The organism is Quadrisphaera sp. RL12-1S (genome assembly GCF_014270065.1).
In the GTDB taxonomy this organism is placed as follows: Bacteria; Actinomycetota; Actinomycetes; order Actinomycetales; family Quadrisphaeraceae; genus Quadrisphaera.
The window spans coordinates 545,965-570,867 of record NZ_JACNME010000002.1 but is presented as its reverse complement, the minus strand read 5'-3'; the positions used below and the strand labels follow the sequence as shown (position 1 = coordinate 570,867).

General features: G+C 75.8%; 25 protein-coding genes and 1 pseudogene. 13 read left to right on the top strand and 13 right to left on the bottom strand.

All coding sequences use genetic code 11. From position 1 onward, the window contains the following. Entirely contained in the window at nt 1-858 is an 858-nt protein-coding gene (locus tag H7K62_RS06200; RefSeq protein WP_186717009.1) for a TIGR03620 family F420-dependent LLM class oxidoreductase, read from the top strand. Here the strand turns inward: H7K62_RS06200 and H7K62_RS06195 are convergent. Beyond that, nucleotides 842-2,383 carry an MFS transporter gene (locus H7K62_RS06195; protein ID WP_186717008.1) on the bottom strand — a complete coding sequence of 514 codons (1,542 nt, stop codon included), beginning with the start codon at nt 2,381-2,383 and terminating at the stop codon, nt 842-844. The genes H7K62_RS06200 and H7K62_RS06195 overlap by 17 nt on opposite strands. A gap of 104 nt (nt 2,384-2,487) precedes the next feature. Between H7K62_RS06195 and H7K62_RS06190 the strand changes: the two genes are divergently transcribed. After that, nucleotides 2,488-3,246: a TetR/AcrR family transcriptional regulator gene (locus H7K62_RS06190; RefSeq protein WP_186717007.1), complete on the top strand. Its 759-nt coding sequence runs from the start codon at nt 2,488-2,490 to the stop codon at nt 3,244-3,246. A 24-nt stretch (nt 3,247-3,270) separates the two neighbouring features. On the opposite strand, the gene H7K62_RS06185 is transcribed toward H7K62_RS06190, so the two are convergent. After that, the gene (locus H7K62_RS06185) at nt 3,271-3,546 is read right to left on the bottom strand and encodes a hypothetical protein (protein ID WP_186717106.1); all 276 of its coding nucleotides are present in this window, start codon (nt 3,544-3,546) and stop codon (nt 3,271-3,273) included. Between the two features lie 48 nt (nt 3,547-3,594). After that, complete coding sequence (locus H7K62_RS06180) at nt 3,595-4,185, bottom strand: LD-carboxypeptidase (protein WP_186717006.1); 591 nt, start codon at nt 4,183-4,185, stop codon at nt 3,595-3,597. 167 nt (nt 4,186-4,352) lie between these two features. Between H7K62_RS06180 and H7K62_RS06175 the strand changes: the two genes are divergently transcribed. From H7K62_RS06175 to H7K62_RS22085, 3 genes are all read left to right on the top strand, one after another. Continuing rightward, on the top strand, nt 4,353-4,769 hold the full coding sequence (locus tag H7K62_RS06175) for a hypothetical protein (protein WP_186717005.1): 417 nt from the start codon (nt 4,353-4,355) through the stop codon (nt 4,767-4,769). 90 nt (nt 4,770-4,859) lie between these two features. Next, the gene (locus tag H7K62_RS06170; RefSeq protein WP_186717004.1) at nt 4,860-5,795 is read left to right on the top strand and encodes a HEAT repeat domain-containing protein; all 936 of its coding nucleotides are present in this window, start codon (nt 4,860-4,862) and stop codon (nt 5,793-5,795) included. A 70-nt stretch (nt 5,796-5,865) separates the two neighbouring features. Further along, a complete protein-coding gene (locus tag H7K62_RS22085; RefSeq protein WP_186717003.1) occupies nt 5,866-7,530 on the top strand; it encodes a GGDEF domain-containing protein in 1,665 nt (554 codons plus the stop codon). Nucleotides 7,531-7,535: 5 nt separating this feature from the next. Here the strand turns inward: H7K62_RS22085 and H7K62_RS06160 are convergent, their stop codons facing one another. Beyond that, entirely contained in the window at nt 7,536-8,624 is a 1,089-nt protein-coding gene (locus tag H7K62_RS06160) for a hypothetical protein (protein ID WP_186717002.1), read from the bottom strand. 66 nt (nt 8,625-8,690) lie between these two features. Between H7K62_RS06160 and H7K62_RS06155 the strand changes: the two genes are divergently transcribed. Then, a complete protein-coding gene (locus H7K62_RS06155; RefSeq protein ID WP_186717001.1) occupies nt 8,691-9,665 on the top strand; it encodes a GNAT family N-acetyltransferase in 975 nt (324 codons plus the stop codon). Here the strand turns inward: H7K62_RS06155 and H7K62_RS06150 are convergent. Both H7K62_RS06150 and H7K62_RS06145 read right to left on the bottom strand, forming a co-directional pair. After that, nucleotides 9,634-10,311 carry a M15 family metallopeptidase gene (locus H7K62_RS06150; protein ID WP_186717000.1) on the bottom strand — a complete coding sequence of 226 codons (678 nt, stop codon included), beginning with the start codon at nt 10,309-10,311 and terminating at the stop codon, nt 9,634-9,636. The two genes, H7K62_RS06155 and H7K62_RS06150, sit on opposite strands and share 32 nt — an antisense overlap. Before the next feature lie 16 nt (nt 10,312-10,327). Continuing rightward, nucleotides 10,328-11,395: a hypothetical protein gene (locus H7K62_RS06145; RefSeq protein ID WP_186716999.1), complete on the bottom strand. Its 1,068-nt coding sequence runs from the start codon at nt 11,393-11,395 to the stop codon at nt 10,328-10,330. A gap of 98 nt (nt 11,396-11,493) precedes the next feature. On the opposite strand from H7K62_RS06145, the gene H7K62_RS06140 reads away from it, so the two are divergent. Then, entirely contained in the window at nt 11,494-11,718 is a 225-nt protein-coding gene (locus tag H7K62_RS06140; protein WP_186716998.1) for a hypothetical protein, read from the top strand. Nucleotides 11,719-11,746: 28 nt separating this feature from the next. Here H7K62_RS06140 and H7K62_RS06135 read toward each other — a convergent pair whose 3' ends face one another. Further along, the gene (locus tag H7K62_RS06135) at nt 11,747-12,259 is read right to left on the bottom strand and encodes a hypothetical protein (protein ID WP_186716997.1); all 513 of its coding nucleotides are present in this window, start codon (nt 12,257-12,259) and stop codon (nt 11,747-11,749) included. Further along, entirely contained in the window at nt 12,256-12,711 is a 456-nt protein-coding gene (locus H7K62_RS06130; protein WP_222437135.1) for an Lrp/AsnC family transcriptional regulator, read from the bottom strand. Before H7K62_RS06130 ends, H7K62_RS06135 begins: the two co-directional genes overlap by 4 nt. Before the next feature lie 83 nt (nt 12,712-12,794). On the opposite strand from H7K62_RS06130, the gene H7K62_RS06125 reads away from it, so the two are divergent. Both H7K62_RS06125 and H7K62_RS06120 read left to right on the top strand, forming a co-directional pair. After that, nucleotides 12,795-13,793, top strand: a complete 999-nt coding sequence (locus H7K62_RS06125) for a DMT family transporter (protein WP_186716996.1) — start codon at nt 12,795-12,797, stop codon at nt 13,791-13,793. Continuing rightward, on the top strand, nt 13,723-14,925 hold the full coding sequence (locus tag H7K62_RS06120) for an aromatic amino acid transaminase (protein WP_186716995.1): 1,203 nt from the start codon (nt 13,723-13,725) through the stop codon (nt 14,923-14,925). The genes H7K62_RS06125 and H7K62_RS06120 overlap by 71 nt, the downstream gene beginning before the upstream one ends. A 35-nt stretch (nt 14,926-14,960) precedes the next feature. Here the strand turns inward: H7K62_RS06120 and lepB are convergent, their stop codons facing one another. Further along, nucleotides 14,961-15,731, bottom strand: coding sequence for a signal peptidase I (gene lepB, locus H7K62_RS06115; protein WP_186716994.1), 771 nt, complete (start codon nt 15,729-15,731; stop codon nt 14,961-14,963). A gap of 188 nt (nt 15,732-15,919) precedes the next feature. Beyond that, nucleotides 15,920-17,986 (bottom strand): HNH endonuclease signature motif containing protein, encoded by a 2,067-nt coding sequence (locus tag H7K62_RS06110; RefSeq protein WP_186716993.1) that lies wholly within the window; start codon nt 17,984-17,986, stop codon nt 15,920-15,922. 274 nt (nt 17,987-18,260) lie between these two features. Here H7K62_RS06110 and H7K62_RS06105 point away from each other — a divergent pair, with 274 nt between their 5' ends. Next, complete coding sequence (locus H7K62_RS06105) at nt 18,261-19,700, top strand: NAD(P)/FAD-dependent oxidoreductase (RefSeq protein ID WP_186716992.1); 1,440 nt, start codon at nt 18,261-18,263, stop codon at nt 19,698-19,700. Beyond that, a complete protein-coding gene (locus H7K62_RS06100; protein WP_222437134.1) occupies nt 19,697-20,068 on the top strand; it encodes a cupin domain-containing protein in 372 nt (123 codons plus the stop codon). Before H7K62_RS06105 ends, H7K62_RS06100 begins: the two co-directional genes overlap by 4 nt. 11 nt (nt 20,069-20,079) lie before the next feature. Here H7K62_RS06100 and H7K62_RS06095 read toward each other — a convergent pair. Beyond that, nucleotides 20,080-20,574, bottom strand: a pseudogene (locus H7K62_RS06095) (GH25 family lysozyme); the annotation flags it as partial. A 604-nt stretch (nt 20,575-21,178) separates the two neighbouring features. On the opposite strand from H7K62_RS06095, the gene H7K62_RS23590 reads away from it, so the two are divergent. Together H7K62_RS23590 and H7K62_RS06085 are read left to right on the top strand one after the other, a co-directional pair. After that, complete coding sequence (locus H7K62_RS23590) at nt 21,179-22,132, top strand: phosphatase PAP2 family protein (RefSeq protein ID WP_222437133.1); 954 nt, start codon at nt 21,179-21,181, stop codon at nt 22,130-22,132. 7 nt (nt 22,133-22,139) lie between these two features. Then, on the top strand, nt 22,140-22,346 hold the full coding sequence (locus tag H7K62_RS06085) for a hypothetical protein (RefSeq protein WP_186716991.1): 207 nt from the start codon (nt 22,140-22,142) through the stop codon (nt 22,344-22,346). Nucleotides 22,347-22,394: 48 nt separating this feature from the next. Here the strand turns inward: H7K62_RS06085 and H7K62_RS06080 are convergent, their stop codons facing one another. After that, the gene (locus H7K62_RS06080) at nt 22,395-23,021 is read right to left on the bottom strand and encodes a hypothetical protein (protein WP_186716990.1); all 627 of its coding nucleotides are present in this window, start codon (nt 23,019-23,021) and stop codon (nt 22,395-22,397) included. A gap of 148 nt (nt 23,022-23,169) precedes the next feature. After that, a complete protein-coding gene (locus H7K62_RS06075) occupies nt 23,170-24,882 on the bottom strand; it encodes an IlvD/Edd family dehydratase (RefSeq protein WP_186716989.1) in 1,713 nt (570 codons plus the stop codon). Nucleotides 24,883-24,903: the final 21 nt, after the last annotated feature.

The following is a 24,903-nucleotide window of genomic DNA, read 5'->3' as shown; positions in this document are numbered from 1 at the left end:
ATGACCTGGCAGGACCGTCTCGGCGCCGTGGGCGTCTGGCGTGGAGCGACCGACACCGACCCGGCGCTGGCGGCGCAGGCCGAGCGCCTCGGCTACGGCACCCTCTGGCTGGGCGGCTCACCCCCGGCGGACCTGCACGCCGCCGAGCGGCTCCTGGAGGCCACGGACGCCCTCGTCGTCGCCACCGGGATCACCAACATCTGGATGACCGACCCGGCGGAGCTGGCCGACGCCTACCACCGCGTCGAGGCGCGCTTCCCCGGCCGGCTGCTGCTGGGCATCGGCTCCGGCCACCGCGAGGCCACGCCGCAGCGGGTGCGCCCGCTGGAGGCGATGAGCCGCTACCTCGACGTGCTCGACGAGCGCGGCGTGCCGGCCTCGGCCCGGGTGCTGTCCGCGCTGGGACCGAAGATGCTGGCGATGTCCGCGGCCCGCGCCGTCGGCACGCACCCGTACCTGACCGTGCCCTCCCAGAGCGAGCAGATGCGCCAGGCGCTGGGGGAGGGCGTGCTCGTGGCGCCCGAGCAGACGGTGGTCCTCCAGGACGACAGCACCGACGAGGCCGCGGCCCGCACCGCAGCCCGCGACTTCCTCTCGCGCTACCTGCAGCTGGACAACTACACCTCCACGATGCACCGCGGCGGCTTCACCGAGGCCGACACCGCCCTGCCCGGCAGCGACCGCCTGGTGGACGCGATCGTCGTCCACGGGGACGCCGCCGCCCTGGCCGCGGGGGTGCGCGCCCACCTCGACGCCGGCGCCGACCACGTCTGCGTGCAGGTGGTGCCTGCTGGCAGCGACGTGGCCGGCGCGCTGGGGGCGCTCGCGGGAGCGCTGGGGCTCACGCCGCGGGGGTGACCGCCGGGTCGCTGGCCGGGGCGGGGTGCTCCTCGGTGCTGCGGGAGCTGGTCAGCGACAGCGCCCCGGCTCCTGCCACCAGCCCGACGACGACGGCGAGCGCCGTGAACGCGACCCGCTCGCCGTGGAAGAACGAGCTGACCAGCGCGGTGCTCCACGTGCCGGCGGGCAGCGTGGCGGTGACGAGGGCGGCGATGAGGGTGCCGACCACGGCGGTGCCGATGCTGGAGCCGACCTCCTGCGCGGTGTCGTTGAGCGACGCGGCCAGCGAGGTGCGGTTCTCCGGCGCGGCGCTGACGAGGGCGACGGCGCAGATGGTCATCACCGTGCGCAGGCCCACCGTCATGACCACCATGCAGGCGGCGATGGCGGGGTAGCCGTGGTCGACGCCGACCGCCAGGCCAGCGAGCGAGGCGGTGAGCAGCCCGGCGCCGATGAGGCAGGCCACGCGGTGGCCGAAGCGCCGCGCGAGCCGCTCGGAGAGGGGCGTCGCGAGGACCATGGTGACGATCAGCGGCAGGTTGGCCAGGCCGGCGCGCACGGGGCTCCAGCCGTAGGCGTACTGGAAGTGCAGGATGAGCGCGAACATCACCGCGGCCATGGCGATGGACGTGCCGACCTGCGCGACCGACGCACCGCGGATGGTGCCGTCGCGGAAGAGCGCGAGGTCGAGCATCGGCTGGGCGGTGCGGCGCTCGTGGCGGACGAACGCGACCAGCGCGAGCACGGCGCCGAGGGCGGAGCCGGTAGTGGCGAAGGACAGCCAGCCGTGCTCGATGCCGCTGGTGAGGGTGTAGCAGGCCAGGCCGATCGCGGCGGTGGACAGGACGGCGCCGGGCAGGTCGAGCCGGTCGTCGGTGAGGTCCTCTCGGCGGTCGGCGGGGACGCCGAGCCGCACACCGACCCAGGCGAGCGCGGCGATGGGGGCGTTGACGAGCAGCAGCCACTGCCAGCTGACGTGGGCCAGGGCGGTGCCGCCGAGCAGCGGGCCGAGCACGAAGCCGCTCATGCCGACGACGATCATCACGGTCATCGCCCGCATCCTCAGCGCCTCGTCGTCGAAGAGCCGGAAGACCAGGGAGTTGGTGATGGGGGCCATGGCCGCGGCGGCGATGCCGAGGGCGGCGCGCACCGCGATGAGCTCGCTCGTCGTCGTCACGAGGACCACGGAGAGGCTGACGACGCCGAAGACGGCGAGCCCGACCAGCAGCACCCGCCGGCGGCCGAGGCGGTCGGCCATCGAGCCGGCGGTGAGCAGCAGGCCGCCGAAGGTCAGGGAGTAGGCGCCGGTCACCCACTGCAGGGCGGTGGTGCTGCCGCCGAGGTCCCGGCCGATGGTCGGCAGGGCGATGGTCAGCAGCGTGTTGTCGACCATCTCCACGAAGAAGGCGAGGCACAGGGCGAGCAGCGGGACCCACGCCGCTGTCAGCGACGTGTACGTGCGGGGCGACGTCGTGGTCGTCGTGGTCGGCGCGGTGGGGTCGGTCGTGGGCGTCTGGGCGGGGCTGGCGGTGCTGGGGCTCATGGCGTCCCTCCTCTCGGGAGCGGTCTCCGCCGCTGGATCGAACGGCGTTCGGTCAAGATAGAACGACGTTCGGTCGTTGCGCAAGCATGTGGTGTGATGGCGGCATGGCGGACGCACGCACCACCCCCGGGTCCGTTCGCGCAGCGGGTCCGCAGCCGCGGCCGGGACGGGTCGGCACGCGCCAGCGCGCCTCGCACTCCCTGGAGGCCGTGGTCTCCGAGGCGGTCACCCTGCTCGACGAGGCGGGGGAGTCCGCGCTGACCTTCCGCGCGCTCGCGGCCCGCCTCGGCGGGGGAGTGGGCAGCATCTACTGGTACGTCTCCAGCAAGGACGAGCTGGTCGCCCGCGCCAGCGACCACGTGCTCACCGACGTGCTCGCGGCCACCGAGGGCGCGGCCCGCGCGGAGGACCCGGTGGAGGGGCTCCGCGAGATGGCGGTGGCGTTCTACCGCGTCATCGCCTCCCGGCCCTGGCTGGGCTCCTACTTCCAGCGCGACTCCGGGCTGCAGCCCAACGCGCTGCGCCTCTACGAGCGCATGGGCCAACAGGCGATGCGCCTGGACCTCACGGCCCGCCAGCGGTTCCACGCCGTCTCGGCGGTCACGGGGTACGTCATCGGGGTCGCGTCCGACCTCGGCCGCCACCCCGAGGACGGCGCCGCGCACGACCTGGCCCCCGTCGACCGGGACGACACGACGCGCCTCGACGAGGCGGTCGACGAGTGGCGCTCGCTGCCCGAAACGGAGTACCCCTTCGTCCACCACATCGTCGACGAGTTCGCCACCCATGATGACGAGGAGGTGTTCGTCGCCGGGCTCGACCTGCTGCTCGACGGCATCCGCCGGCAGGCCGGCGGTCACTAGCTGCGCAGCGCAGCCGGCGAGCGGTCAGCGCACCGCGGGAGCGACCACCAGGGTGCCGGCGCCGGCGTCGAGGACGGCGGGAACGCCCACCGGCACGGGCACCGGGTCGGGCAGGTGCCCCAGCGGCAGGCCGCCCAGCAGCGGCACGCCCAGGTCGTCGAGCAGGTCGTGGAGCGTGTCGAGCACCGTCCAGCTGCGGTCGGAGAACCCCGCGAACTCATCGAAGCTGCCCACCGCCACCCCGGCCACGCCGTCGAGCGCCCCGGACAGGCGCAGCTGCGTGAGCGCCCGGTCCACCATGCCTAGGCCCGCCGCGCGGTTCGCCTCGAGCAGCAGGAGGCAGCCCTCCTAGCGCACGTCCACGACGCCGACCGTGCGCGCCATGAGCTCGAGGTTGCCGCCCACCAGGTCGCCGCGCGCCACGCCGCTGGTCGTCAGCGCGGTCGTGAGCGAGGCCGGGTCGCTGGTCGCGGTGGTGGACGCCGCGTCCAGCAGCTGTGAGCGCACGAGGTCCCGGTGAGCGCCGTGCACCGCGCCGTGGACGCCGGGCACACCCGATCGCCGCCACACCTGGTGCAGGGCGGTGATGCCGCTGTAGCCGACGAGCGGCTTGGGATCGCGCTCCAGCGCGGACCGGTCCACCCCCGCCAGCAGCCGCAGCGCCCCGCACCCGCCGCGGCTGGCCACGAGCGCTCGCACGCCGGGGTCGCGCAGCGCGCCGTTGAGGTCCTCGAGGCGGTCCGCGGGGGTGCCGGCCATGTACCCCCGGCGGCCGAAGGCGTGTGCGCTCGGCTCCGGGCGCAGCCCCCAGGACGCGAGGTCGTCGAGCATCCCCTCCAGGTGGCCGGGGTCCTCGGGCCAGCTGCTGGGTGACAGCACCACCACGCGGTCTCCGGGCTGCAGCCGCTGCGGCAGGCGTCGTGTCGTCGGGTCCTCCACGAACCGCGACGGTAGGCGCGGGCACCGACAGCGCGGTCGCGCCAGCAGTGCCCGGCGTCGGCTGAGGATGGCGGTCCACGACGAGCCGTCGACCCCGCGCGCACCTCGGCGGCCCGCCGCGTCGAAACCCGGGTGACCCGGAGCCGCCCGCGCACCACCATGGCCGGGTGCGAGGCAGGAGGAGGGAGGCGACCTTCGCCGAGACGCTGGACGCGGTCCGCAGCTCGCCCCGGACGCCGGCGCCGGAACCCGTCCGCGGACGCATCGACGCCAGCGGCCACCTCGTCGACCCCGACGGTCGAGAGCACCGCCGGACCGCCCACGACGTCAGCCCCGCCGCGGCGCTCGCGGCGGCAGCCGGGGGCGCGCGCGTGGTGTGGGACCCCTGCGGCTGCGGCGGAAGCTGCGGTACGACTTGGTTCTGGTTCGACGCCGAGGAGGTGGCGTCCCTGGTCGCCTCGGGCGCCCCGAGGGTGAGGCGCCGCGCGACGAGGCTCACGCACCTCTCGATCTGGGCGGACGGTGACGGGCACGTCCTGGTACTGGCGGTCGACGACGTGCGGTGGGGAGACCTGCTGGCCTGACCCGGGCCTGCCCTCCCGGCCCTCCCGGCCCTCCCGGCCCGACACGGAAACCAGGTGACGGGCCAGCGCGCGGGGCGCCAGCCTGAGCGGGTGGACCTCGAGACGCCGGCGAGTGCGGCAGCCCGGCGCGCGCAGCAGCTCGCAGCCCTCGTCAACGGCCACCCCGAGCGCGTCGAGGCGGCCCTGCCCGAGCTCGCAGCCCTGCTGCGCAGCACCTGGGACGACGGCGACGACGACGCCCTGGCCGACGTCGTCGCCGCCCTCGGCCTGGCGCACGAACCGCGCGCGGCGGAGCTGCTGCTCCCGCTGGCCCGGGCCGGTCACCCCGACCCCGAGGTGCGCTGCACCGTGGCGCGGGCGCTCGCCGGTGGCGTCGACGTCGAGCCGCTGCGCACCGAGGTGGTCGCCGCTCTGGTCCCGATGACCGCCGACCCCGTCGACGACGTCAGGGACTGGGCCTGCTTCGCCCTCGGGCTGGACGAGGCCGACGACCCCGCCTCCCGGGACGCGCTCGCGGCGCGCCTGGACGACCCCCACGAGGACACCCGCGACGAGGCACTGCGCGCCCTCGCGGCCACGGGTGACGACCGGGCGCTGGCGGCCGCCGTCGTCGTCCTGAGCCGGCCCGGGCCGATCGGGCTCCTGCACCTAGAGGCCGCCGCGGAGCTCGCCCACCCCGCGCTCGTGGCGCCGCTGGAGGTGCTCGCCCGAGCCTGGGTGCACGCCCCCGACGCCTTCTCCGAGGCCGCCGACGTGGCCCTGCGCCGCTGCCGCCCGCAGTCCGCCGTGGCGGCGGCCGCCGTCGAGGAGCAGCTGCGCCGGGTCGCCGCCGACGCCCGCCGGCGCGGCGTCCCGCACGGGGAGCTGCGGGGGAGCTGGCCGCGCACCCGGGTGGTCGACGTCGACGCTTCCGGCCGGCCGCTGCCGCACCAGGTGCCGCTCCGGCTGTGGTCGCACGACGACGACCCGGCCCTCGCGGTGCTTCCGCAGCTGGTCGGCACGTTCGTGCTGCGAGGGTCACCGTGAGGCCCGCTCGCGGCTGGCCCTCCAGGTGGGCGGCCGGGAGGCCGATGACCGGGGGGTGCACCGCCGACGGATGACCGACGCGCAGGGTCCCGCTCCCGCTGGACCCCCGCGGCCGCACCGTCCCGGCACCCGGCGCCGGCTGCTGGCCGTCAGCGGGCTCGGCTGCGCGTCCGCCCTGGTCATGGCTGCTGTCGGCCCTCTCCGCAACGCCCTGGGCGTGCCCGGTGAGCAGGCGCAGGCCGTGGTCGACCTGCTGCTGCTCGCGCTGGCCGTGGCGGTGCTGGTGCTGTTCGCCGTCCGCTGCGTGCGCATCGCCCGCGCCGGGGGCGGTCGGCGCGCCACCGCGCCGTGGGTGGTGTTCACGGCGGCCATGGCCTGCTACTCCACCGCGCAGGGGCGCTTCGCCGTCGTCGAGGTGTGGGGTGGCGGTGACCCGCGGCAGGACCCGGGGACCATCGCCTGCTACATCGCCGCGGCCGTGCTCGCACCGCTGGCGGTGGTGCTGGCGGTGCGCGCCGTCCACCCGCCCGTGCCGCGCGTGCGCACGCTGCTGGACGGGCTGCTCGCCGGCGGCGGGCTGTTCGTGCTCAGCTGGCTCGCCGTGCTCGGACCGGCGCTGGGGCGCGGGGACGTCCCGCTGGCCGCCGTCGTCTTCACGGCGAGCACGGTGGTGGGCGCCGTGGTGCTCGTGACGGCGGCACTGACCCTCGCGGTGCGCTGCCGCCCGTCGCCTTCGCTGGCGCTGCTGGCCGGCGGCAGCGTGGTCATGGCCACCTGCCAGGTCGCCTACCTCCTCATGGTCCGGTCGGGCACCTTCGCCCCGGGCGGGTGGATCTCCGTCGGCTACGCGGTCGCGCTGGTCGCCTTCGTGGGGGCCGCGGTGGCCGAGGACGGCGTGCCGGTGGCGCGGGAGCGTCCGCGCGCCGGTGGACCGCTGGCCGCGCTGCCGTACCTGCCGCTGGTGGTCGCCGTCCCCGCGGTGCTCCTCGAAGCGACCCACCGCCAGCTGGGCCTGGTGGAGCTGGGCGGCACCCTGCTGCTCACCACGGCGCTGGTGCTGCGCCAGGGGCTGGTGGTGGCGGAGAACTCCCGGCTGGCCCGCCAGCTGCAGGAGCGCTCGGCCGCGCTGGCGCACCTGGCCTACACCGACCAGCTCACCGGGCTGGCCAACCGCACGGCGTTCACCGGGGCGCTGCAGTCCGCACTCGACGCCGCCGCCGACGCCGCCGCCGCTGACGACGCCGACGCGCCGGGGCGCTCGGTGCTGGTGGCGTTCTGCGACCTCGACGGCTTCAAGGCCGTCAACGACGCCTCCGGCCACGCCGCGGGCGACTCCCTGCTGGTGGCGGTGGCGCAGCGCCTGCGGCACGCCGTGCGGGCCGAAGACGTCGTGGCACGGCTCGGTGGCGACGAGTTCGCGGTCCTCGTGACCGACGCCGGGCCCAGGGCCGCCGGCGCCCGCGCGGCGGCCGACCTGCGCGACCTGCTCCGCTGCGCCCTCTCGGCGCCGTTCACCGCCGGCGCGGACCGGTCGCCCACCTCCCGGCGTCCCTCGGGGACGGACGACGACGCCGTGCGCGCGCTCGACCGCGTGTCCGCGAGCGTGGGTGCCGTGTCGTCCAGCGACGTCGACGTGCCGCCCGGCGGCAGGGTGGACGCCCACGACCTGCTCCGCGAGGCCGACCACCGGATGTACGCGGCCAAGCGCCGTCACCACGCCGCGCGCGTGCGCTGACGCCCTCAGGCGCGCAGCGACGCCAGCCGCCGCAGGCCGTCGTCGTCCGCGGTGGGGTCTCGCCAGCGGCGCAGCTCGGCGTCGGCACCACCGGGCAGGTGCCAGGTCACCTCGTCGGTGGCGGCGGGCAGGGTGCTGGTCCACGCGCGGAGGGCGTCCACGTCGGCGGTCGGGTGGTCGGTGTGGACGAGCACGCGGACGCCGACCCGGTCGGTGCTCTCGTTCACGACGTCCGCGACGGGCACTGGTGGGTGCCCGGTCTGGGCGGCCTCGCGCAGCTGGTCCTCGAGGAGCCCGATGTCGACGCCCGTGGGTGCGCCCGTGATGAGCAGCGACGGCCCGGCGTGCTGGCGGTTGCCGTACGTCACCCACCCGAACGAGGACAGTCCCCGGGCCCGCACGGCGGCCACGACCTCCGGTGGAGGTCCGGGTGGGGGAGGTGGGACGGCAGGAGCGGGGACGACGTCGAAGCGGCAGCCCAGCCGCGCCCGCGTCGGCTCACCGGCGAGCATCGCCGAGAGGTCGACGTCGACGACGGCTCGTGCCGGCGACGGTGGGACCGGCAGCACCCGCGACGGCCCGGGGACTCCGGAGCGGACGGCGTCGAGGGCGTCGAGCACGGGTCCCAGCCCGAAGCCGGGCCGCAGCACGCCGGTGGTGGGAGTGGCGGCGGCGGGGGTGCCGTGGCTGCGGCGAGGGTGCACGTCACCGAGCACCAGCCCGAGCGGCACCGGAGCGCACCTGGAGTCCGCTGCGTCCAGGGCGAGGCGCCCCAGCGGCGACAGGCCGACGCGCGTGAACTCGTCGTCGGCGGGCTCGTCCCCCTCCGCCGACCCCCAGTTGCCGCCGTGGACCAGCAGCGGGTGCAGCGTCCGCCAGGGCTGGCCCAGTGCGCACAGCAGCGCGCGAGCCTCGTCCTCGGTGAGCCCGCTGGAGCCCAGCTGCTCGACGGCGCGCGTGGTCGGGGCGGTCTTCAGGCGGCGCGACCGCCACGTGCACGCCCGGTCGACCGCGCGCAGCACGGCGAGCGCCGTCGGCCGCAGGCCCGTGCGCCGGTCGACCGGTGCGCCGCCCACCTCTGGCTCGTCGATCATGGTCGGAGTCTGCCCGAGGGGACTGACGGGCCTGCTCCTGCGCCGCGGCTGCGCGAGGATCACCCCGTGGACCTCGACGGGGCTGAGCTCAGGCTGCGCGCCTGGGAGCCGGCCGACGCCCCGGGGGTGCTGGGCCTGCTCGACGCCGGTGCTGACCACCTCTGGGTCACGCAGTGCCACGCGCTGCACGGACCGCCCCGTGACGGCGAGCGGTGGCGGCGCACCACCGTCGCCGAGCTCGACGGTGCGGTCGTGGGCGCGGCGACGGCCGCACGGAACCGGGTGCACCCTGACCGGTTCTCGTGCGCGGTGGACGTGCACCCCGCCTGGCGTCGTCGCGGGATCGGCAGGCGGCTCCTGGCTGCAGTGCGGACGGGGGGCTCCGAGGGGCTGCCGCTCACGGGCAAGCTGCGCCCGTGGGACGCCGCGGCCACGGGCTTCCTCGCCGCGGCAGGGGGCAGCGTGAGGCAGCGCTGCCCCGGCCAGGTGGTCGACCTCGACGACCCCGGAGTCCTCGCCTGGGCCGAACAGCACGACCTCGCAGCCGCCGCCCCTCCTGGGCTGGAGACGGGATCCCTGGAGCGCCTCGGCGACCAGCACCTGGCACAGGCCTTCGCCGAGCAGTACCTGTGGGTGCACGCGCCGTGGTCGCCCGTCCCCCCGGGGGCACCGCGCCGTGCGCTCGCCGAGGTCGCGGTCGCCACGGCCGCTGAGGTGGACCGGGCGCTCAGCTCTGGTGTGTGGTGGCGAGGGCGGTTGATGGCGACCGTGCTCGTCTTCCCTTCCTCCAGAGGCTGGGAGGCAGTGGCGGAGACGGTGGTGCCGCAGGTGCGAGCGGTCGGCGTCCCCGCCCGGTGCAGCGGGGTCGAGGTGCTGCGCAGCGCACTCGCCCGGACCCTCGTGCAGCTGGCCCGTCGCGGTGACGAGCGGCCGCATCAACTCGAGCTGGACGGCCACGTCGACGACCCCCACCTCCAGCCGGCGCTGGCGGGTCTGCCGGTCGTGGAGCTCAGACCGCTCCTGCTCGTGCTCGTGCCGTGAGGTCTCGCGGGCCGTACAGCGCCGCGGGCGCCCCGGTCTCGAGCGCCCAGTAGCGGTCCCCGTAAGACCAATGCCACCACTCGCAGGGGTAGTTGACCAGGCCCGCGGCGGTGAGGGCGTGGACGAGCAGCCGCCGGTCGTCCGCTGCGGTGCCCGCCAGCCCCGGCGCAGCGGTGAAGCATGCGCCGTCGCTCTGCTCGGGCGTCGCGTCGTAGGCGCAGCCGAGGTCGAGCTGAGCGCCGTGGCCGTCGCACAGGGTGAGGTCCACCGCCGCCCCTGTGGGGTGCGGCGCCACCTCCGGGGGAGAGACGTAGCGGCTGGTCGCCGCCCGCAGCTCGGCATCCCCGAGATCCGGTCTTAGCGCCCGCAGCGACCCGCGGTAGCGCTCGAACCCCCGGGCCTGTCGCTGGGGCGAGCGGTACCCCTCCAGCACCAGCAGGCCGACCCCGTCGGGGAGCAGCTGCGCCGCCCGTTCGAGGCGCTCGAGCACGCCGGCCCGCAGCAGGCGCCAGTGCCCGTGCTCGTCCGCCATCCGGTGGTCCACTCGCAGGTGGGTGCTTCCCGCGGCGTCGACCAGAGGCTCACCGCACTCGCGCACAGGCACTGCGGCCACACGGGGATCGGCCATGACGATCACGTCGGACACGCCGGGAGTGTGCCAGTCAGGCCGAGCCCCAGCGCAGCAGCCCGCCGGCGACCAGGGACACCACGAAGGCGAGCAGGCCGCCGATGCGCTCGGTGGGGTGGCGCGGCCGCGGCAGCCCCGGCGTCGGGCCGGCGAAGAGCGCGAACAGGACCGCGCCGACCGGGGTGAACCCGATCCAGAACCACGCCCACCGCGTGAGCCGCCACGTCGGCGGCACGTTCATGATGAGGAACAGCAGCACCAGCGCGCCCGCCAGGTACAGAGGGCCGAGCACCTGCGGCGCCGGCAGGTACCAGCCGAGGAACGACGTCGAGCTGGGCGCCCAGCTCTCGGTGCGGTGCACGACGAGTCCCGGCTGCGCCTCGCGCAGGACGTCCGCGACGTCCCGACCGAGCACGGGCGCGCCGTCGGAGGTCGTGGACGAGACGACCCCGCCGTCGTCTGCACCAGCGGAGGACGTCGACCAGGTGACGTCGGCGCGGTGCTGCATCCAGCCCTCGCGCCACACGACCTGCTGCGTCGTGGTGCCGGACTCCGCCGCCGTGAGGCCCCCCGCCACGGTCACCTCGTGCACCGCTCCGGAGGCGACGGCGGTGCGGACCTCCTCGAACGTCCCGGCCCGCGTCCCGGCCAGCACCCCGACCAGCAGCAGCGCCACCCAGCCGACGCCGAGCGCCCACCGGAGCCTGTCGGTCCAGTGCAGTGGCCGCGGCGAGGTGGGGACCTTCCAGTCCAGGCGGGTCGTCGGGGGAACGCCGACGACGACGGCGCCCGTGGACGCAGGGCTGCTCGCGGCTGGCGCGTCGCGGCCGTCCAGGAGCGCGTCGGGTGCCTCGCCGTTGCTGCGGCGACCCCAGCGCCGGACGGCCCACACCACTGCGGCGGCGATCGCGGCGAGCGCCGTCCAGGTGAGCCAGAAGAGCATCCGCTGCTCGCTCTGGTCGCTGAAGGCGCCACCAGGTTCTGACGCTTCGACGGAGCGCCACGTGTTCCACCAGTTCCCCGCGGCCACCAGGCAGCCCGCCGCGACGAGCGCGAACGCCCACCCGATCCAGGAGTCGGGTCGCCGGTGATCTTCCCCCACCCGCGCAGCGTAGGCCCGGTCGTGGCGGCCGGGATGCGATCACCGGCGCGCCGCCCGAGAGTCGCACCGGCTACGACCCAGGAAGCAGGAGGTGGCCCGTGACCACGGACGTCGACCACGCCCTCGAGCTCATCACCGCGGCGCTGGCGGGCATGGCGGTGCTCATCGTGCTGCTGGTGCTGGCCGAGCGCGTGATCCTGCGCCCGCAGGCACCCCGCGCCGCCGCCCAGCCCGTCGCCACCCAGCCCGTCTCCGCACCCTCGGCGGCGCCCGTCCTGAGCGCCGCCGAGCCCGTCGAGGCGGGAACCGGCGCCCCGGTGTGACCCGCCCGCCCCCGTGCCGGCGGCGCCCTCAGTGCGTCAGCAGCACCTTGACCACGGCGATGAGCGAGCCCGCCACGGCCAGCCCCACGGCGCTCCAGAAGGCGCTGCGGGAGGAGCCCCGGCGCGCCATCCGCGAGGTCACCGACCCCGTGGCCGCCAGCCGCACCACCGGCACGAGCGCCGCCAGGAGCTGGGCGACTGCGCCCGCCGTCCCCTCCCACCCGGCCAGCGACGCCACCAGCAGCACCAGCGCCGGCAGCACGCCGGAGGTGACGATGGGCGTGGCGTCGCGCAGCTCGGCCCGCAGGTGCAGCTCCGCCTCCTGCTGGCCCCGTCCGACGCTCTCACCGATCCGGTGGGCCACCACGTGCGCCAGGTACGTCGTCACCATCGTCGCGAGGACGACGACGACGGCGCGCCCGCTGCGCACCGACTCCGGGGCGCAGCCCACCACGGCGGCCAGGACGAGCACGTTGCCGTAGACGTACGCGCTGACGCGGCTGCGCACCCGCTCGAGGTCGAGGTCGACGCGCCCGCTCATGCCACGGGCAGGGGGCTCGGGGGCTTGGTGGTGCCGTACGCGAACGTCGTCTCGATCGACTCCACGCCCGGGATGGCGCGCAGCTGCGTGCGCACGAACAGCTCGTAGGCCTCGAAGCTGGCGACCGCCACCTTGAGCAGGTAGTCATGGTCACCGGCGAGCAGGTACGCCTCGACCACCGCCGGCAGCGCCCGCACCCGCTCCTCGAAGACCGTCACGCCCTCGGGGGCGTGCGAGACCAGGCGCAGCCTCACGAACGCCGTGATGGGCAGCCCCACCTCGCGCCCGGACACCACGGCCCGGTACCCGGTGATGAGCCCGCGCTGCTCCAGCAGCCGCACGCGGCGCAGGCAGGGCGACGGCGACAGGCCCACCCGGTCAGCCAGGTCCTGGTTCGACATCCGCCCGTCGAGCTGCAGCTCATGGAGGATGTGACGGTCGATGTCATCCACGAGCAGCAGATCCTGCCACAGGCGGCATGACACACGGCAGAAGACGCAATCGCCTGCGGCGCTGTCCTGGCTAGCGTCGCAGCATGCCCACCACCCCTCGGCGACCCGGGTCCGGCCTGCTGGCCATGGCGCTCACGGTGCTCGTGTGGGCGGCGTTCGCGCTCAGCGTCCGCGCGATCGCCACCTCGGCGTGGGACCCCGCCGACGTCGCGCTGCTCCGCTTCGGCGTGCCGCTGCTCGTGCTCGCGCCGTGGCTGCCGCGGTCGCTGCGGCGCCTGCGCGGAGAGCGCCCCGCGGTGCTGGCCGCCCTCGCCGTCGGCGCGGGCCTGCCGTTCTTCCTGCTGTCCGCGGCCGGCGGCGCGCTGTCGTCGGCGACCCTCGTCGGGCTCGTCGTCCCCGGGTCCGTCCCGCTGTTCGTCACCGCGCTCGCGGCCCTGCTGTGGCGGACCCGCCCGGGCCGGCGGCAGCTGGTCGCGCTCGCGGGCGTCGTCGTCGGCATCGGGGCCATCGCGACCGCGGACCTGCTGCAGGGCGGGCCCGGCGGGCACGCCGCCGGGACGGCGGTGCTGCTGGTGGCCGGCCTCGTGTGGAGCGTCTACACGCTCGGGCTGCGCGCCACGCGGCTCGACCCGGTGGCCGCCGCGGTGGCCGTGTGCCTGCCGTCGTCCGTGGTCGCGGTGCTGGCGGTGGCCACCGGGCTCCTGCCGTCGCGACTGCTGCAGGGCACCGCGCCCGACCGCACGCTCCTGCTGTTCGCGCTGGTGCAGGGCGTGGGAGTCGGTGTGGTCGCCGGGCTCACCTACGCCGTCGCCATCCGCGAGCTCGGCGCCCCGCGCGCCGCGACCCTCGGCGCCCTGAGCCCGGTGCTGGTGGCGGTGCTCGCGGCGCCGCTGCTGGGCGAGCGCGTCGACGCCCTCGTGCTGGCCGGTGGCGCGCTCGTGGTGACCGGAGTCCTCGCCTTCCACGCCCGTCCCGCTCGCCCTGTCAGCCCCGTGACCCCGGAGGTCCGCGATGCTCCTCGCCCAGCTGCGCCCGTTCCCGCCCGACCCGGTCTGGTCGCTGGTCGCCCAGGCCGCCGCTGACGCCCGCCCGGGAGCGCTGGACCTCACGGTCGGGGTCTACCGGGACGACGACGGCCGCGTCCCGGTCATGGAGGCCGTCGCCCGCGCCACCGACCGGCTGGCGGCGCGCCGCGGGCCCAAGGGCTACCAGGGCCTGGCGGGCAACGGGCGGTTCAACGCCGCCATGACGTCGCTGCTGCTCGGCTCGGCCGAGCGCGTGGCCCGCGCCACCACGGTGCAGACGGTGGCGGGCACGGGGGCGCTGCGGCTGCTCGCCGAGCTGGTGGCAGCGGCCAGCCCCACCCGGCGGGTGCTGCTCGGGGTGCCCGCGTACGTCAACCACGTCCCGCTGCTGCGCGGGGCGGGGCTGCAGGTGGTGACGCACCCGTGGACCACGCCGGACGGAGCCCTCGACGCCGCCGGCCTGCTCGCCGCGGTGCGCTCCGCCCGCCCCGGCGACGTCTACCTGATGCAGGGCTGCTGCCACAACCCGACCGGCACCTCGATGTCGGTGGACCTGTGGGACGCCCTGGCCAGCGCCTGCCTGGACGCGGGGGTCACCCCCTTCGTGGACCTGGCCTACTACGGGCTGGGTGACGGCCTCGACGCCGACCTCGCCGGGCTGCGCCTGCTGGTCGACCGCGTGCCCGAGGTGCTCGTGGCGGTCAGCGCGTCGAAGGCGTTCGGGCTGTACAGCGAGCGGACGGGCTGCGCTGTCGTCGTCGGCGAGGGTCCTGCCGGCGCGGGCGCCGGCGCCGGCGCCGCGCGCAGCGTGCTGGAGGCCAGCGCGCGGTCGCTGTACTCCCAGCCGCCCGGGCACGGTGCGGAGCTGGTGGCCGAGGTCCTCGACGACGACGACCTGCGCGCCCTCTGGCGCGCCGAGCTCGACGGCGCGCGGGACCGGCTGACCCGGCTGCGCTCGGATCTGGTGGCCGGGCTGCGCTCCCGCGGCGCGTGCGGGGTGGCGGCGGCGGTGGACGTGCAGCGCGGGATGTTCCTGCAGCTGCCGCTGGCTGCGTCGCAGATGCACGTGCTGCGGGTCGAGCACGGCGTGCACGGCATGCCGGGTGGGCGCATCAACCTCGCAGGCGTGCCGGCGTCGGCCGTCGGTCGTCTCGCCGCCGCCATCACCGCCGCCTCCCACCACCCGTGATCATGGGCGTTGTGCGCACTCCGTCCGGGCCGGCTTCACGGTGTCGCACCGGGCGGAGCAGGCACCCCGGCGAAGGCTCCGCCGTGACGTGACAGCCACGCGAGGCGGTCGAGCGGCCAGGCGATGACCACCGCACGTCCCACGACGTCGTCGACCGGGACCATCCCGCCACCGGGACCGTCCTGGTGCCAGCGGGAGTCCGCCGAGTGCTGGCGGTTGTCGCCCTCGACCCACACGGACCCCGGCGGCACGGTGACGGAGAACGGGAACTGGCTGGGGATCGCGCCAGGCGCCAGGAAGTCCTCTGCCAGCGCTGCGCCGTTGACGGTGGTGCGGCCCCGCTGGTCGCAGCAGGCCACGGAGTCGCCAGGGAGCCCGATGACCCGCTTCACGAGGTGACCGGTCCCCTCGGGCACGAGCCCGACCCACGTCAGGACCTCCTGGGCAGCGCCCGCCACGGGCCCGCGAGAGGCCGTCTGCTCCGGTGGCAGCCACCCGCCCGGGTCCGCAAAGACCACGACGTCACCGCGCTGCAGGTCGACGACGCCGGGGGTGAGCTTGCTGACGAGGATGCGGTCGCCCCTGACGAGGGTCGCCTCCATGGACTCGGAGGGGATCGAGAAGGCCTGCAGGAGCAGCGTCTTCACCAGCAGCGACAGCACGAGGGCGGAGGTCACCACCACGAGCGCCTCGCGGACGGCCGCGAACAGCCGACGACCGGGCCCGTGCGCGCGGCGGTCTCGCCGAGTGGCGGGGGCCGGCGGGCCCGCTGGCTCTGCGGCTGCGTCCGGCGGCGAGCCGGCCATGGCACCTCCTGGTGGTGACCGTACGAGGAACGGCCCAGCCCTCGCAGGTTAGGCCGCAGCGACCCTCGGCGCGGGCCTTCGTCGATCTTCGGCGGCACTTGCGGCGGCTGCCGGCTCCGGGCAGACCGCCCACCCCTGCCTCACGGGAGGCAGGGGTGAGCGCGAGCTGGCGGGACGGGTCAGCGGGGTCAGCAGTCGCAGGTGCGGCGGGCTGAGGGGATGTCCGGGGGTGGCCCCTCATCGTGCTCGCCCTGCTCATCCGGCTCGGGCGGCTCGGGCGGCTCGGGCGGCTCACCCGGCGCGGGTGCCCCAGCTCCAGGTCGGGGTCCCTGGTGTGGTCCCTGGTGGCCGAAGGCGCCGGGGTCGGTGAGCAGCAGCAGCTGCTCGGTGCGCCGCGCAGTGGTGTGCTCCAACGCCCGGCGGGGGTTGAGCAGCCACCGCTGCAACGGGTCGACACTGACCGGCGGACGCACCTGCGGGGCACCGCCCACCATCCGCACCTGCCACACACCGAGGGTCACCAGCACGTGGTGACGCCCGCACAACAACACCCCCTGGTCCACATCGGTAGGACCCCCGTGCCCCCAGGCGTGGGTGTGGTGGGCCTCCCACCACCCCGGCGGGGAGGTGCACCCCGGGATCACACACCCGCCATCACGAGCCAGCATCGCCCGGCGCTGGGCCGGGGAGAACAACCGCACGCTGCGTCCCAGCGCCAGCACCGCAGCACTGCCGCCCTGACAGGACAGGGTCACCGTGTGCAGCAGCGCCGTGCACGCCAGGTGCTGCAGCGCGGTGGTGCCCAGTCCCCGCCGGGTGGTCTCACAGCTGGCTTGCCCGGCCCCGGGCACACCGGTGAGCTGGTCGGTGGTGGCGGTGACGATGAGGCGCGCCGCCTCCCCACCGCGGGCCTGGTCCCCGACCCGGCCCAAGCGGGCCAGCAGTCCCAGGGCGTCGGCGCGGCGCTGGGGCGCGGTGCGCTGATCACGCACCGCCACCCCCGCCCGGCCGCCGGCCGGTTGCCCGGCCGGCTGGGCATCGCCTCCGGTGGCGCCCTCACGGTCGCCGAACCCCGGCAGGGGCTGGCCGGTGGGCTGGTCGGCGGGCTGATCGGCCAGGGGGGCGTGCACGGTGGGGTCGGGCTGGGCGTAGTGGTCGATGGCGGCTTTGAGCTCAGCGCCGGTGAGCGCGTCCAGGCGGGCGCGCACGTCCACCACCCCGTCGGCGTGCACGGTGAGGTGCAGGTAGCGCTTGTCCACGGCGTCGGGGTCGAAGCCGCGCTCGGGCCGGTCGGGGTCGATCGTGCGGGCCACCACCTCGCAGGCGATGACGGCCTGGGGGTGGCTCAGCCCGGGCAGGGCGCTGGCCAGCAGCGCATCAGCCAGCGCCCCGTGGGCGCGGCGCAGCCGCGCGGGCAGGGCGGCCAGGGTGCGCCGGGCCAGGGCGGCGATGTCGGTGGAGACCTGCCCGGCGGCGTGGGCTGCTCCCAGGCGTCCCAGTCCCTCCCCGCAGTGGGTGTGCGCTGGGCTCATCGCGGCTGCAGCGGCCACCTCCGCGTCCAGGTCCACACCCAGCCCCACACCCTCATCCACGCCGTCGTCCACGCCGTCGTCCACGCCCTCGTCCACGCCCTCGTCCACACCCTCGTCCACACCCTCGTCCACGCCGTCGTCCACGCCGTCGTGGCTGGTGGTGGCCGCGCTGAGGTCGGCGCCGACCGGGATCGGCAGCGGAGCCGGGGGCGTGGTCAGTGCCGTGGCCAGGCCTGCTTCGGTGCTGGCGCGGCGGGGGTCGGCACCGGTGTGGGTCAGCAGCAGGTCCACCACCGAGGTGGCTCCCAGGGTCTGCAGGTCTGCGGGGGTGAAGGAGGCGGTCAGGCGCAGCAGCGCCGCCTCCAGCACGTCGCGGGCGCGGGCGCCTTGGCGCAGTGCCTCCACCCGCTGGTGGGGGCTGAGGGAGGCGAGGTAGCAGGCGGCGGCTGCGGCCTGGTCAGCTCCGGCGCGGGTGGTGGTCATGGCCTGGGCCAGCGGACCAGTCAGCGGACCGGCCAGCGGCAGCGGCACTTCACCGGCAGACGTGCCATCGTCGTCCTGGGGAGCGCAGGGGTCGGCGCCGAGGGCACCGGGGGCCAGCGGCTCAGCGACCCAGTCGGTGCTGCTCCCCTCGGTGCTGCTCACCTCAGGGCTGCTCGCCTCGGGGCTGGCGCCACCGGTGGAGTCGCCCTCGTGGGGCGTCTCGGCGGCCGTCCAGGTCATGTGGATCACGCTAGGGGTCGGCACCGACAGTCGAACGGGCGTGCAACGGGCCTGCACAGGGGCATGATCCGTGCAAGTCGAGGTTCACCCGCATGCCTGGTCCTCACGTGGCGTCGCAGGGTGGTCACTCCCATGGGGGCGATCCCCGCAGCCTGCGGATAGCGCATCTCCCAGCCCCGAAGGCTGCGGAAAGCCACCACCTCAAGCCCGCGAAGCGCTCGGATCCGCAGCGCAGGGGTGACGGCGACCCCCGTTCCTGTGCCACCATCCCCGCATGGTGGCGGCGACCCCGACGGTGTGGGAGCGCTCCGCGCCCGACCCGGCCCTCGTGAGCAAGGCCCTGGCGGGCAGCGAGCAGCGCGTCTTCTGGCTCGACGAGGCGCCCCCACCCCCCTCCGCCCAGCAGCTGACGGCTGGCACCACCGCGGACCTCGTGGTGGTCGGCGGCGGCTACCTGGGCCTGTGGACGGCGGTGCTGGCCAAGCGCCGGGACCCGGGCCGCAGCGTGGTGGTGCTCGAGGCGGAGACCGTGGGCTGGGCGGCGTCGGGCCGCAACGGCGGCTTCTGCGAGGCGAGCATCACCCACGGCGAGGAGAACGGCCGCAACCGCTGGCCGTCCGAGTACGACCAGCTGCACCGCCTGGGCCGGGAGAACCTCGACGCCTTCGCCCGCGACGTCGCCGAGCTCGGCCTGGACTGCCACTTCGAGCGCACCGGCAGCCTCGCCGTCGCCGTCGAGCCCCACCAGGTCCCATGGCTGTCGGAGGGCCTGTCCGAGGGGGCGGACCACGACGTCCTGGACGCCGCCGCCACCCGTGCCCACATCGACTCCCCGATCTTCCTGGCCGGGCGCTGGGACCGCGACGACGTGGCCCTGCTCCAGCCCGCCCGCCTCGCCCGGGAGCTGGCCCGCGCGGCCCGCGAGCTGGGCGTGCGCGTCTTCGAGCACTCCGCGGTGACCGCCCTGGAGAAGCCGGGTGCCAAGGGCGGTCCGCAGGTGGTGCGCACCGCACGGGCCTCCGTCACCGCTCGGCAGGTGGTGCTCGCCACGGGGGTCTTCCCCGCGCTGCTGCGCCGCGACCGCCTCATGACGGTGCCGGTCTACGACTACGTGCTGATGAGCGAGCCGTTGACGGCGGAGCAGAAGCGGGCGGTGGGGTGGGAGGACCGCCAGGGGCTGACGGACCTCGCCAACCAGTTCCACTACATCCGCCTGTCCGCGGACGACCGCGTGCTCTTCGGCGGGTACGACGCCATCCACCACGCGGGCGGGCACGTCAACAGCCGCTACGAGGACCGCCCCGCCAGCTACGAGCGCCTGGCCAGCCACTTCTTCACGATGTTCCCGCAGCTGGAGGACGTCCGCTTCAGCCACCGCTGGGCCGGGGCCATCGACACCTGCACGCGCTTCGCCGCGTACTACGGCACGGCCCGCAAGGGCGACCTCGCGTACGCCCGCGGGTTCACCGGTCTGGGGGTCGGGGCCACGCGCTTCGCCGCGGAGGTGCTGCTCGACCTGCTCGCCGGCGCCGAGACGGAGCGGACCCAGCTGGAGATGGTGCGCCGCAGGCCGCTGCCGTTCCCCCCGGAGCCAGCGACGGCGGTGGGAGTGGCCCTGACCAGGGCCTCCCTGGACAGCGCCGACCACCACCAGGGCCGCCGCAACCTCTTCCTCAAGGCCCTCGACGCCGCCGGCCTGGGCTTCGACTCGTGAGCGCCTCGCCGGGGCGTCCGACCCGGCTGCTGTGCGCGGACGCGCTCACCGCCGACCTGCCCGAGGCTCTGCCCGCCGGTGAGGAGGTGCTGGCCGGCTCGCCGACGGCGCGCTACCGGGAGCTCTCCGGTGGTCCCGCGAGCGGTGGCGTCGAGGTGGGCCTCTGGGAGATGACGCCCGGGGCGGCCCGCGACACCGAGTCCGAGGAGCTCTTCGTCGTCCTCAGCGGCCGCGCCACCGTGGCGTTCGACGACGACGACGAGGTGCTCGAGCTGGCCGCCGGGTCCGTGGTGCACCTGCGGGCAGGCGACCGCACCACCTGGACCGTGCGCGAGCCTCTGCGCAAGCTGTACCTGCAGCTGCCGTGACCCGCGCGGCGCTACGGGCGCGCGAGGTCGGCGAGCCGGACGACGTCCAGGTCCACGCGGCCGCTGACACCGTCGACCCGTCCCCACCACGCGTGCTGCCACACGGACCAGCGCACGTCGGGGCGTCCGGTGAAGCTCACCAGCCACCGCGGTCGCTCTGACGCCTCGAGCACCGGGTAGACGCGTTCCCAGTCCTCACCGACGTAGAGCACCACCGGCCGTCCCCACGCCCGCCCCACCGCCTCCAGGAAGGCACCGAGCTCGGCGTCGACCTGCGCGCCACCGGGGCGCGAGGAGCAGTTGCCGGCCAGCTCCAGGTCCACGGCCGGCGGCAGGGCACCAGCCTCCGGCGGCGCGGTCCGCAGGAAGTGCTCGGCCTGCTCACCGCCCGGACGGCACGGCGTGAAGAAGTGGTAGGCGCCGCGCTGCAGTCCGGCGCGCCCGGCCCCCGCCCAGTTCTCGGCGAACCGCTCGTCGGTGACGTCGCCGCCCTCGCTGGCCTTGACGTACGCGACGTCGTCGGCTCCGGCGCGTGCTCCACGCCGCGCAGGCTGCGGAACGGGCGGCCTCCGGACGGGGACCTCGACCCCACCGGGCGGGCGCGTCGATCATGGCTCGTGCGACGACGCCGGTTCCCTTGGCCTCCCGCGGAGGACCGCGGCCGGGACCGCGACCGGGACGGTGGTGTGACCCCGGGCGGGATCACCCCTCCGCCGGGGGTCCTGCCCGGGTGGGACTGGACGCCACCGGGCGGGCTGGAGCTCCGCGACGCCGACCTGCCGTGGTGGGTGCGGGTGTGGCGACGGCTGCCCCTCGTGGACAGGTGGGCGCACGTGTGGATGTGGCACCACGGCGGCTTCGCGTTCCCCGAGCCGCCAGGGCAGGGCGGAGACCCCGCGGGTGACCGCGAGCCGCGTCGGCCGCTGCACCCCGCACCGTCCCTGGCGCAGAGCCGGTCCCCGCGGAGCTCTGGCGCGCGACGGTCCTGACGGGGCAGCCCGACCCGGGAGCACGACCGGGTGCTCCCGGGGAGCGCGCGGCCGAGGCAGCGGACAGACTCGTCGCTCGCGCGCACCGCTGGTGGGCGCGCCCGGAGCAGGAGAGCCACCCGTGAGCACGACGACCCCCGGCAGCGGTGGCGCCCCGCCGCCCCGCCCGCCCTCACACGGTCCCCGCGCACGCCGGCCAGCGCCGACCGAGCAGCCGAACGAGCGGCCGACCGGGCAGCTCGAGGTGCTCGACGAGCTGCTGGACGACGGGCGCCAGGACGACTTCGTCGGTGGACGCGACCTCACGCACTGGCCCACCGCGGCGGGCCGCGCGCTGCACGCGGCGGCGGTCCGCGCCCGGCGCTGGCTCGCCCCCCGCGAGGTGTGGGCGCTGACCCTGGTCGTCGGCCTGGTGGTCACCGCCGCGTTCACGGCGGCAGCCGCCGGTGTCTACGACGCCGTGGTGGAGGGGGACGGCGTGACGGGGCTGGACCAGCCCGCGCTGCAGCTGGCCCTGCAGCACCGCTCGCCGGGCCTGGACACCGCCGTCACCTTCTACACCGACATCGGCGGCCCGGTCGGCATGCCGCTGCTGGCCGCCGCCACGGCCGCCGCGCTGGCGATCGCCTGGCGGCGCTGGACGCCGGTGACGCTGCTGGTCACCACGATGCTCGGGTCCCTGGCCCTGACGATGGCCGGCAAGGCCAGCGTGGGGCGGGCCCGCCCGCCGCTGGCCGACGCCGTGCCGCCCTACGAGCACAGCTTCAGCTTCCCCAGCGGGCACACGCTCAACGCCACCGCGTTCGCCGGGATCGTGGCCTATCTGCTCCTGCGGAGGCTGCGCGCGGCGTGGGCGCGCCGCCTCGTCGTCGTCGTCGCCGTGCTGTTCGCGGTGACGATCGGGCTGAGCCGCATCTTCCTGGGGCACCACTGGTTCACCGACGTCCTGGTGGCGTGGGTGCTGGGGCTGGCGTGGCTGGGCGTGGTCATCACCGGCCACCGCCTCTACCTCACGCTGCGCCGTGGCCAGCACAGCGCAGGCGGTGGTTCAGGCGGCGGTCCGCGCGACCGATGAGGAGGGGGTGACCCGCACCCGCGCCAAGAACCTCGTCATGGCCTTCGTCGTCCTCGTCACGCTCGCCGTGTTCGCGCTCATGGCCCTCACCCCGACCGACCACTCGCGGTCGGGGTCGATGAGCGGTCACGACATGAGCCAGATGGACGGCATGAGCGGCATGGACGGCATGGACGGCATGAGCGGCATGGACGCGGACGCCACCGGCCACTGACGGCAGCTGACGGCAGCTGACCGAGTCGGCGGCCGCGGTCGGCTCGCCTCACCCGTCGAGGTCGGTGCCCGTCGGGAGCGCTCGCGCCGGCTGCGCTCCGCCCGCCTCCAGCGCTGGCGCGCCACCGCCCTCCAGGTGGGCGCGCACCCCGGCGGCGACGGCGGCGACGGGGCGCGGCGGCAGGTACGCGGACGCCCCGGCGCGCAGCATCCGGCCCACGGGCCCGGCGTAGTCGACGCCGAGCACGTCGTCCTCGACCTCCGTCACCACCACCCGCGCCCTCGGGAAGCGCGCCCGGAGCACCTCCAGCAGCTGCACGCTGACCGGGTTGACCAGCAGCACGTCGGTGCTGGCGGGAGCCTCGTGCAGGTCCAGCACGAGGTACCCGGGCCCGAAGGAGTCCGCGAGGCGGCGCCGGACCTCGCGGGACAGGCGCATCGCCGTCGCCACCACCTGCACCCCCTCGGGCACCTCGACGTCCGGCGGCGGCAGCCGCGGCGCGTCGAGCACCTCACCCTCCAGCACGGCAGGACGCACGGTGAGCACGCCCAGCGCGCGTCCGCCGCGGTGCAGCGGCACCTCCGCGCCGGCCAGCGCGGCCTCGAGGGCGGCGCGCACGTCCGGGGGCACGGCGGCCAGGTCGAGCGACGGGGGAGTCCTGCGGAGTCCGGCCACGGGGGCACCCTGCCAGCCGCCGGTGCGGTCGGGCGCGGACTCGGAGGATCGGCCCCTTGCGCGTAGCCGTCCGGTCACGCCGAAGGGGCGCATCCTCCGAGGCGCTCGACGGCGGCTCCCGGAGGGCCGGGTGCGGACCGCCCGCCGGTCAGTGCGACTCCCGGCTGACCTCCGGTCCGCTGGAGCCGACGAGGAAGTCGAGGTCGGCGCCGGTGTCGGCCTGCTGCACGTGGTCGACGTAGAGCCGTTCCCACCCGCGCCGCGGCGCCGCGTACGCCGCAGCGCTGGCCGGGCTCGGGGCGCGCTGCGCCAGCTCGTCGTCGTCGACGTCCAGGTGCAGGCGCCGGCCGGGGACGTCCAGCTCCACCCAGTCGCCCGTGCGCACCCGGGCCAGCGGGCCGCCCGCGGCGGCCTCCGGCGCCACGTGCAGCACCACCGTCCCGTACGCCGTGCCGCTCATGCGCCCGTCGCAGATGCGCACCACGTCGCGCACCCCCTGCTCCAGCAGCTTCGTGGGCAGCGGCATGTTGGCCACCTCGGGCATGCCCGGGTAGCCCTTCGGCCCGCACCCGCGCAGCACCATCACCGAGTCGGCGTCCACCTCGAGGTCGGGGTCGTCCACGCGCGCGCGGAAGTCCTCGATGGAGTCGAACACCACCGCCTTCCCTCGGTGGCGCAGCAGGTGCGGTGACGCGGCGGCGGGCTTGATGATCGCGCCGTCGGGCGCGAGGTTGCCGCGCAGCACCGCGATGCCGCCCTCGGCCAGCAGCGGCGCCGAGCGCGGGCGGATGACCTCGCGGTCGTACACCTCGGCGTCGCGCAGGTGCTCGACCAGCCGCGTCCCCATCACGGTGAGCGCGGTGGGGTCGAGCAGGTCCTCCACCTCGCGCAGCACCGCGAGGAACCCGCCCGCGCGGTGCAGGTCCTCCATGAGGAACCGACCGGCGGGCTGCAGGTCCACCAGCGCGGGCACCCGGGAGCCGATGGCGTCGACGTCGTCCAGGGTCAGCGGCACCCCGAGCCGCCCGGCGATCGCCAGCAGGTGGACGACGGCGTTGGTCGACCCGCCGATCGCCGCGAGCGCCACCACGGCGTTGTGGAAGGACGCCCGGGTCAGCAGCGCGCTGGGCCGGCGGTCTTGCTCTACCAGCTCCACGGCGAGCATCCCGGTGGTGTGCGCGGCCTCCAGCAGCCGGCTGTCGGGCGCGGGCGTGCCAGCGGTGCCGGGCACCGTCGTCCCGAGGGCCTCGGCGAGCAGGCCCATCGTCGAGGCCGTGCCCATGGTGTTGCAGTGCCCGCGGCTGCGGATCATCGACCGCTCGGACTCCAGGAACGCGGCCTGGCTCATGGTCCCGGCGCGCACCTCCTCGCTCAGGCGCCAGGTGTCCGTGCCGCAGCCGAGCGGCTGCCCGCGGAACGTGCCGGTGAGCATGGGTCCGCCGGGGACGACGACGGCGGGCAGGTCCACGCTCGCCGCGGCCATGAGCAGGGCGGGGATCGTCTTGTCGCAGCCGCCGAGCAGCACCACGCCGTCGACGGGGTTGGCCCGGAGCAGCTCCTCGGTGGCCATCGCGGCCATGTTCCGCCAGAGCATCGCCGTGGGCCGGACGTTGGTCTCGCCCAGGGACACCACGGGCATCTCCAGCGGGATGCCGCCGGCCTCGTAGACGCCGTCGCGCACCGACCGCGCCACCTCGGACAGGTGCCGGTTGCAGGGCGTGAGGTCGGAGGCGGTGTTGGCGATGGCGATCTGCGGGCGCCCCTCGAACGCCGAGCCGGGCACCCCGCGGCGCATCCACGCCCGGTGGATCGAGGCGTTGCGGTCGGTGCCGGCGTACCAGTGCGCGCTCCTGAGCTCCACGTCGAGCCCCTCCCTGTCGTC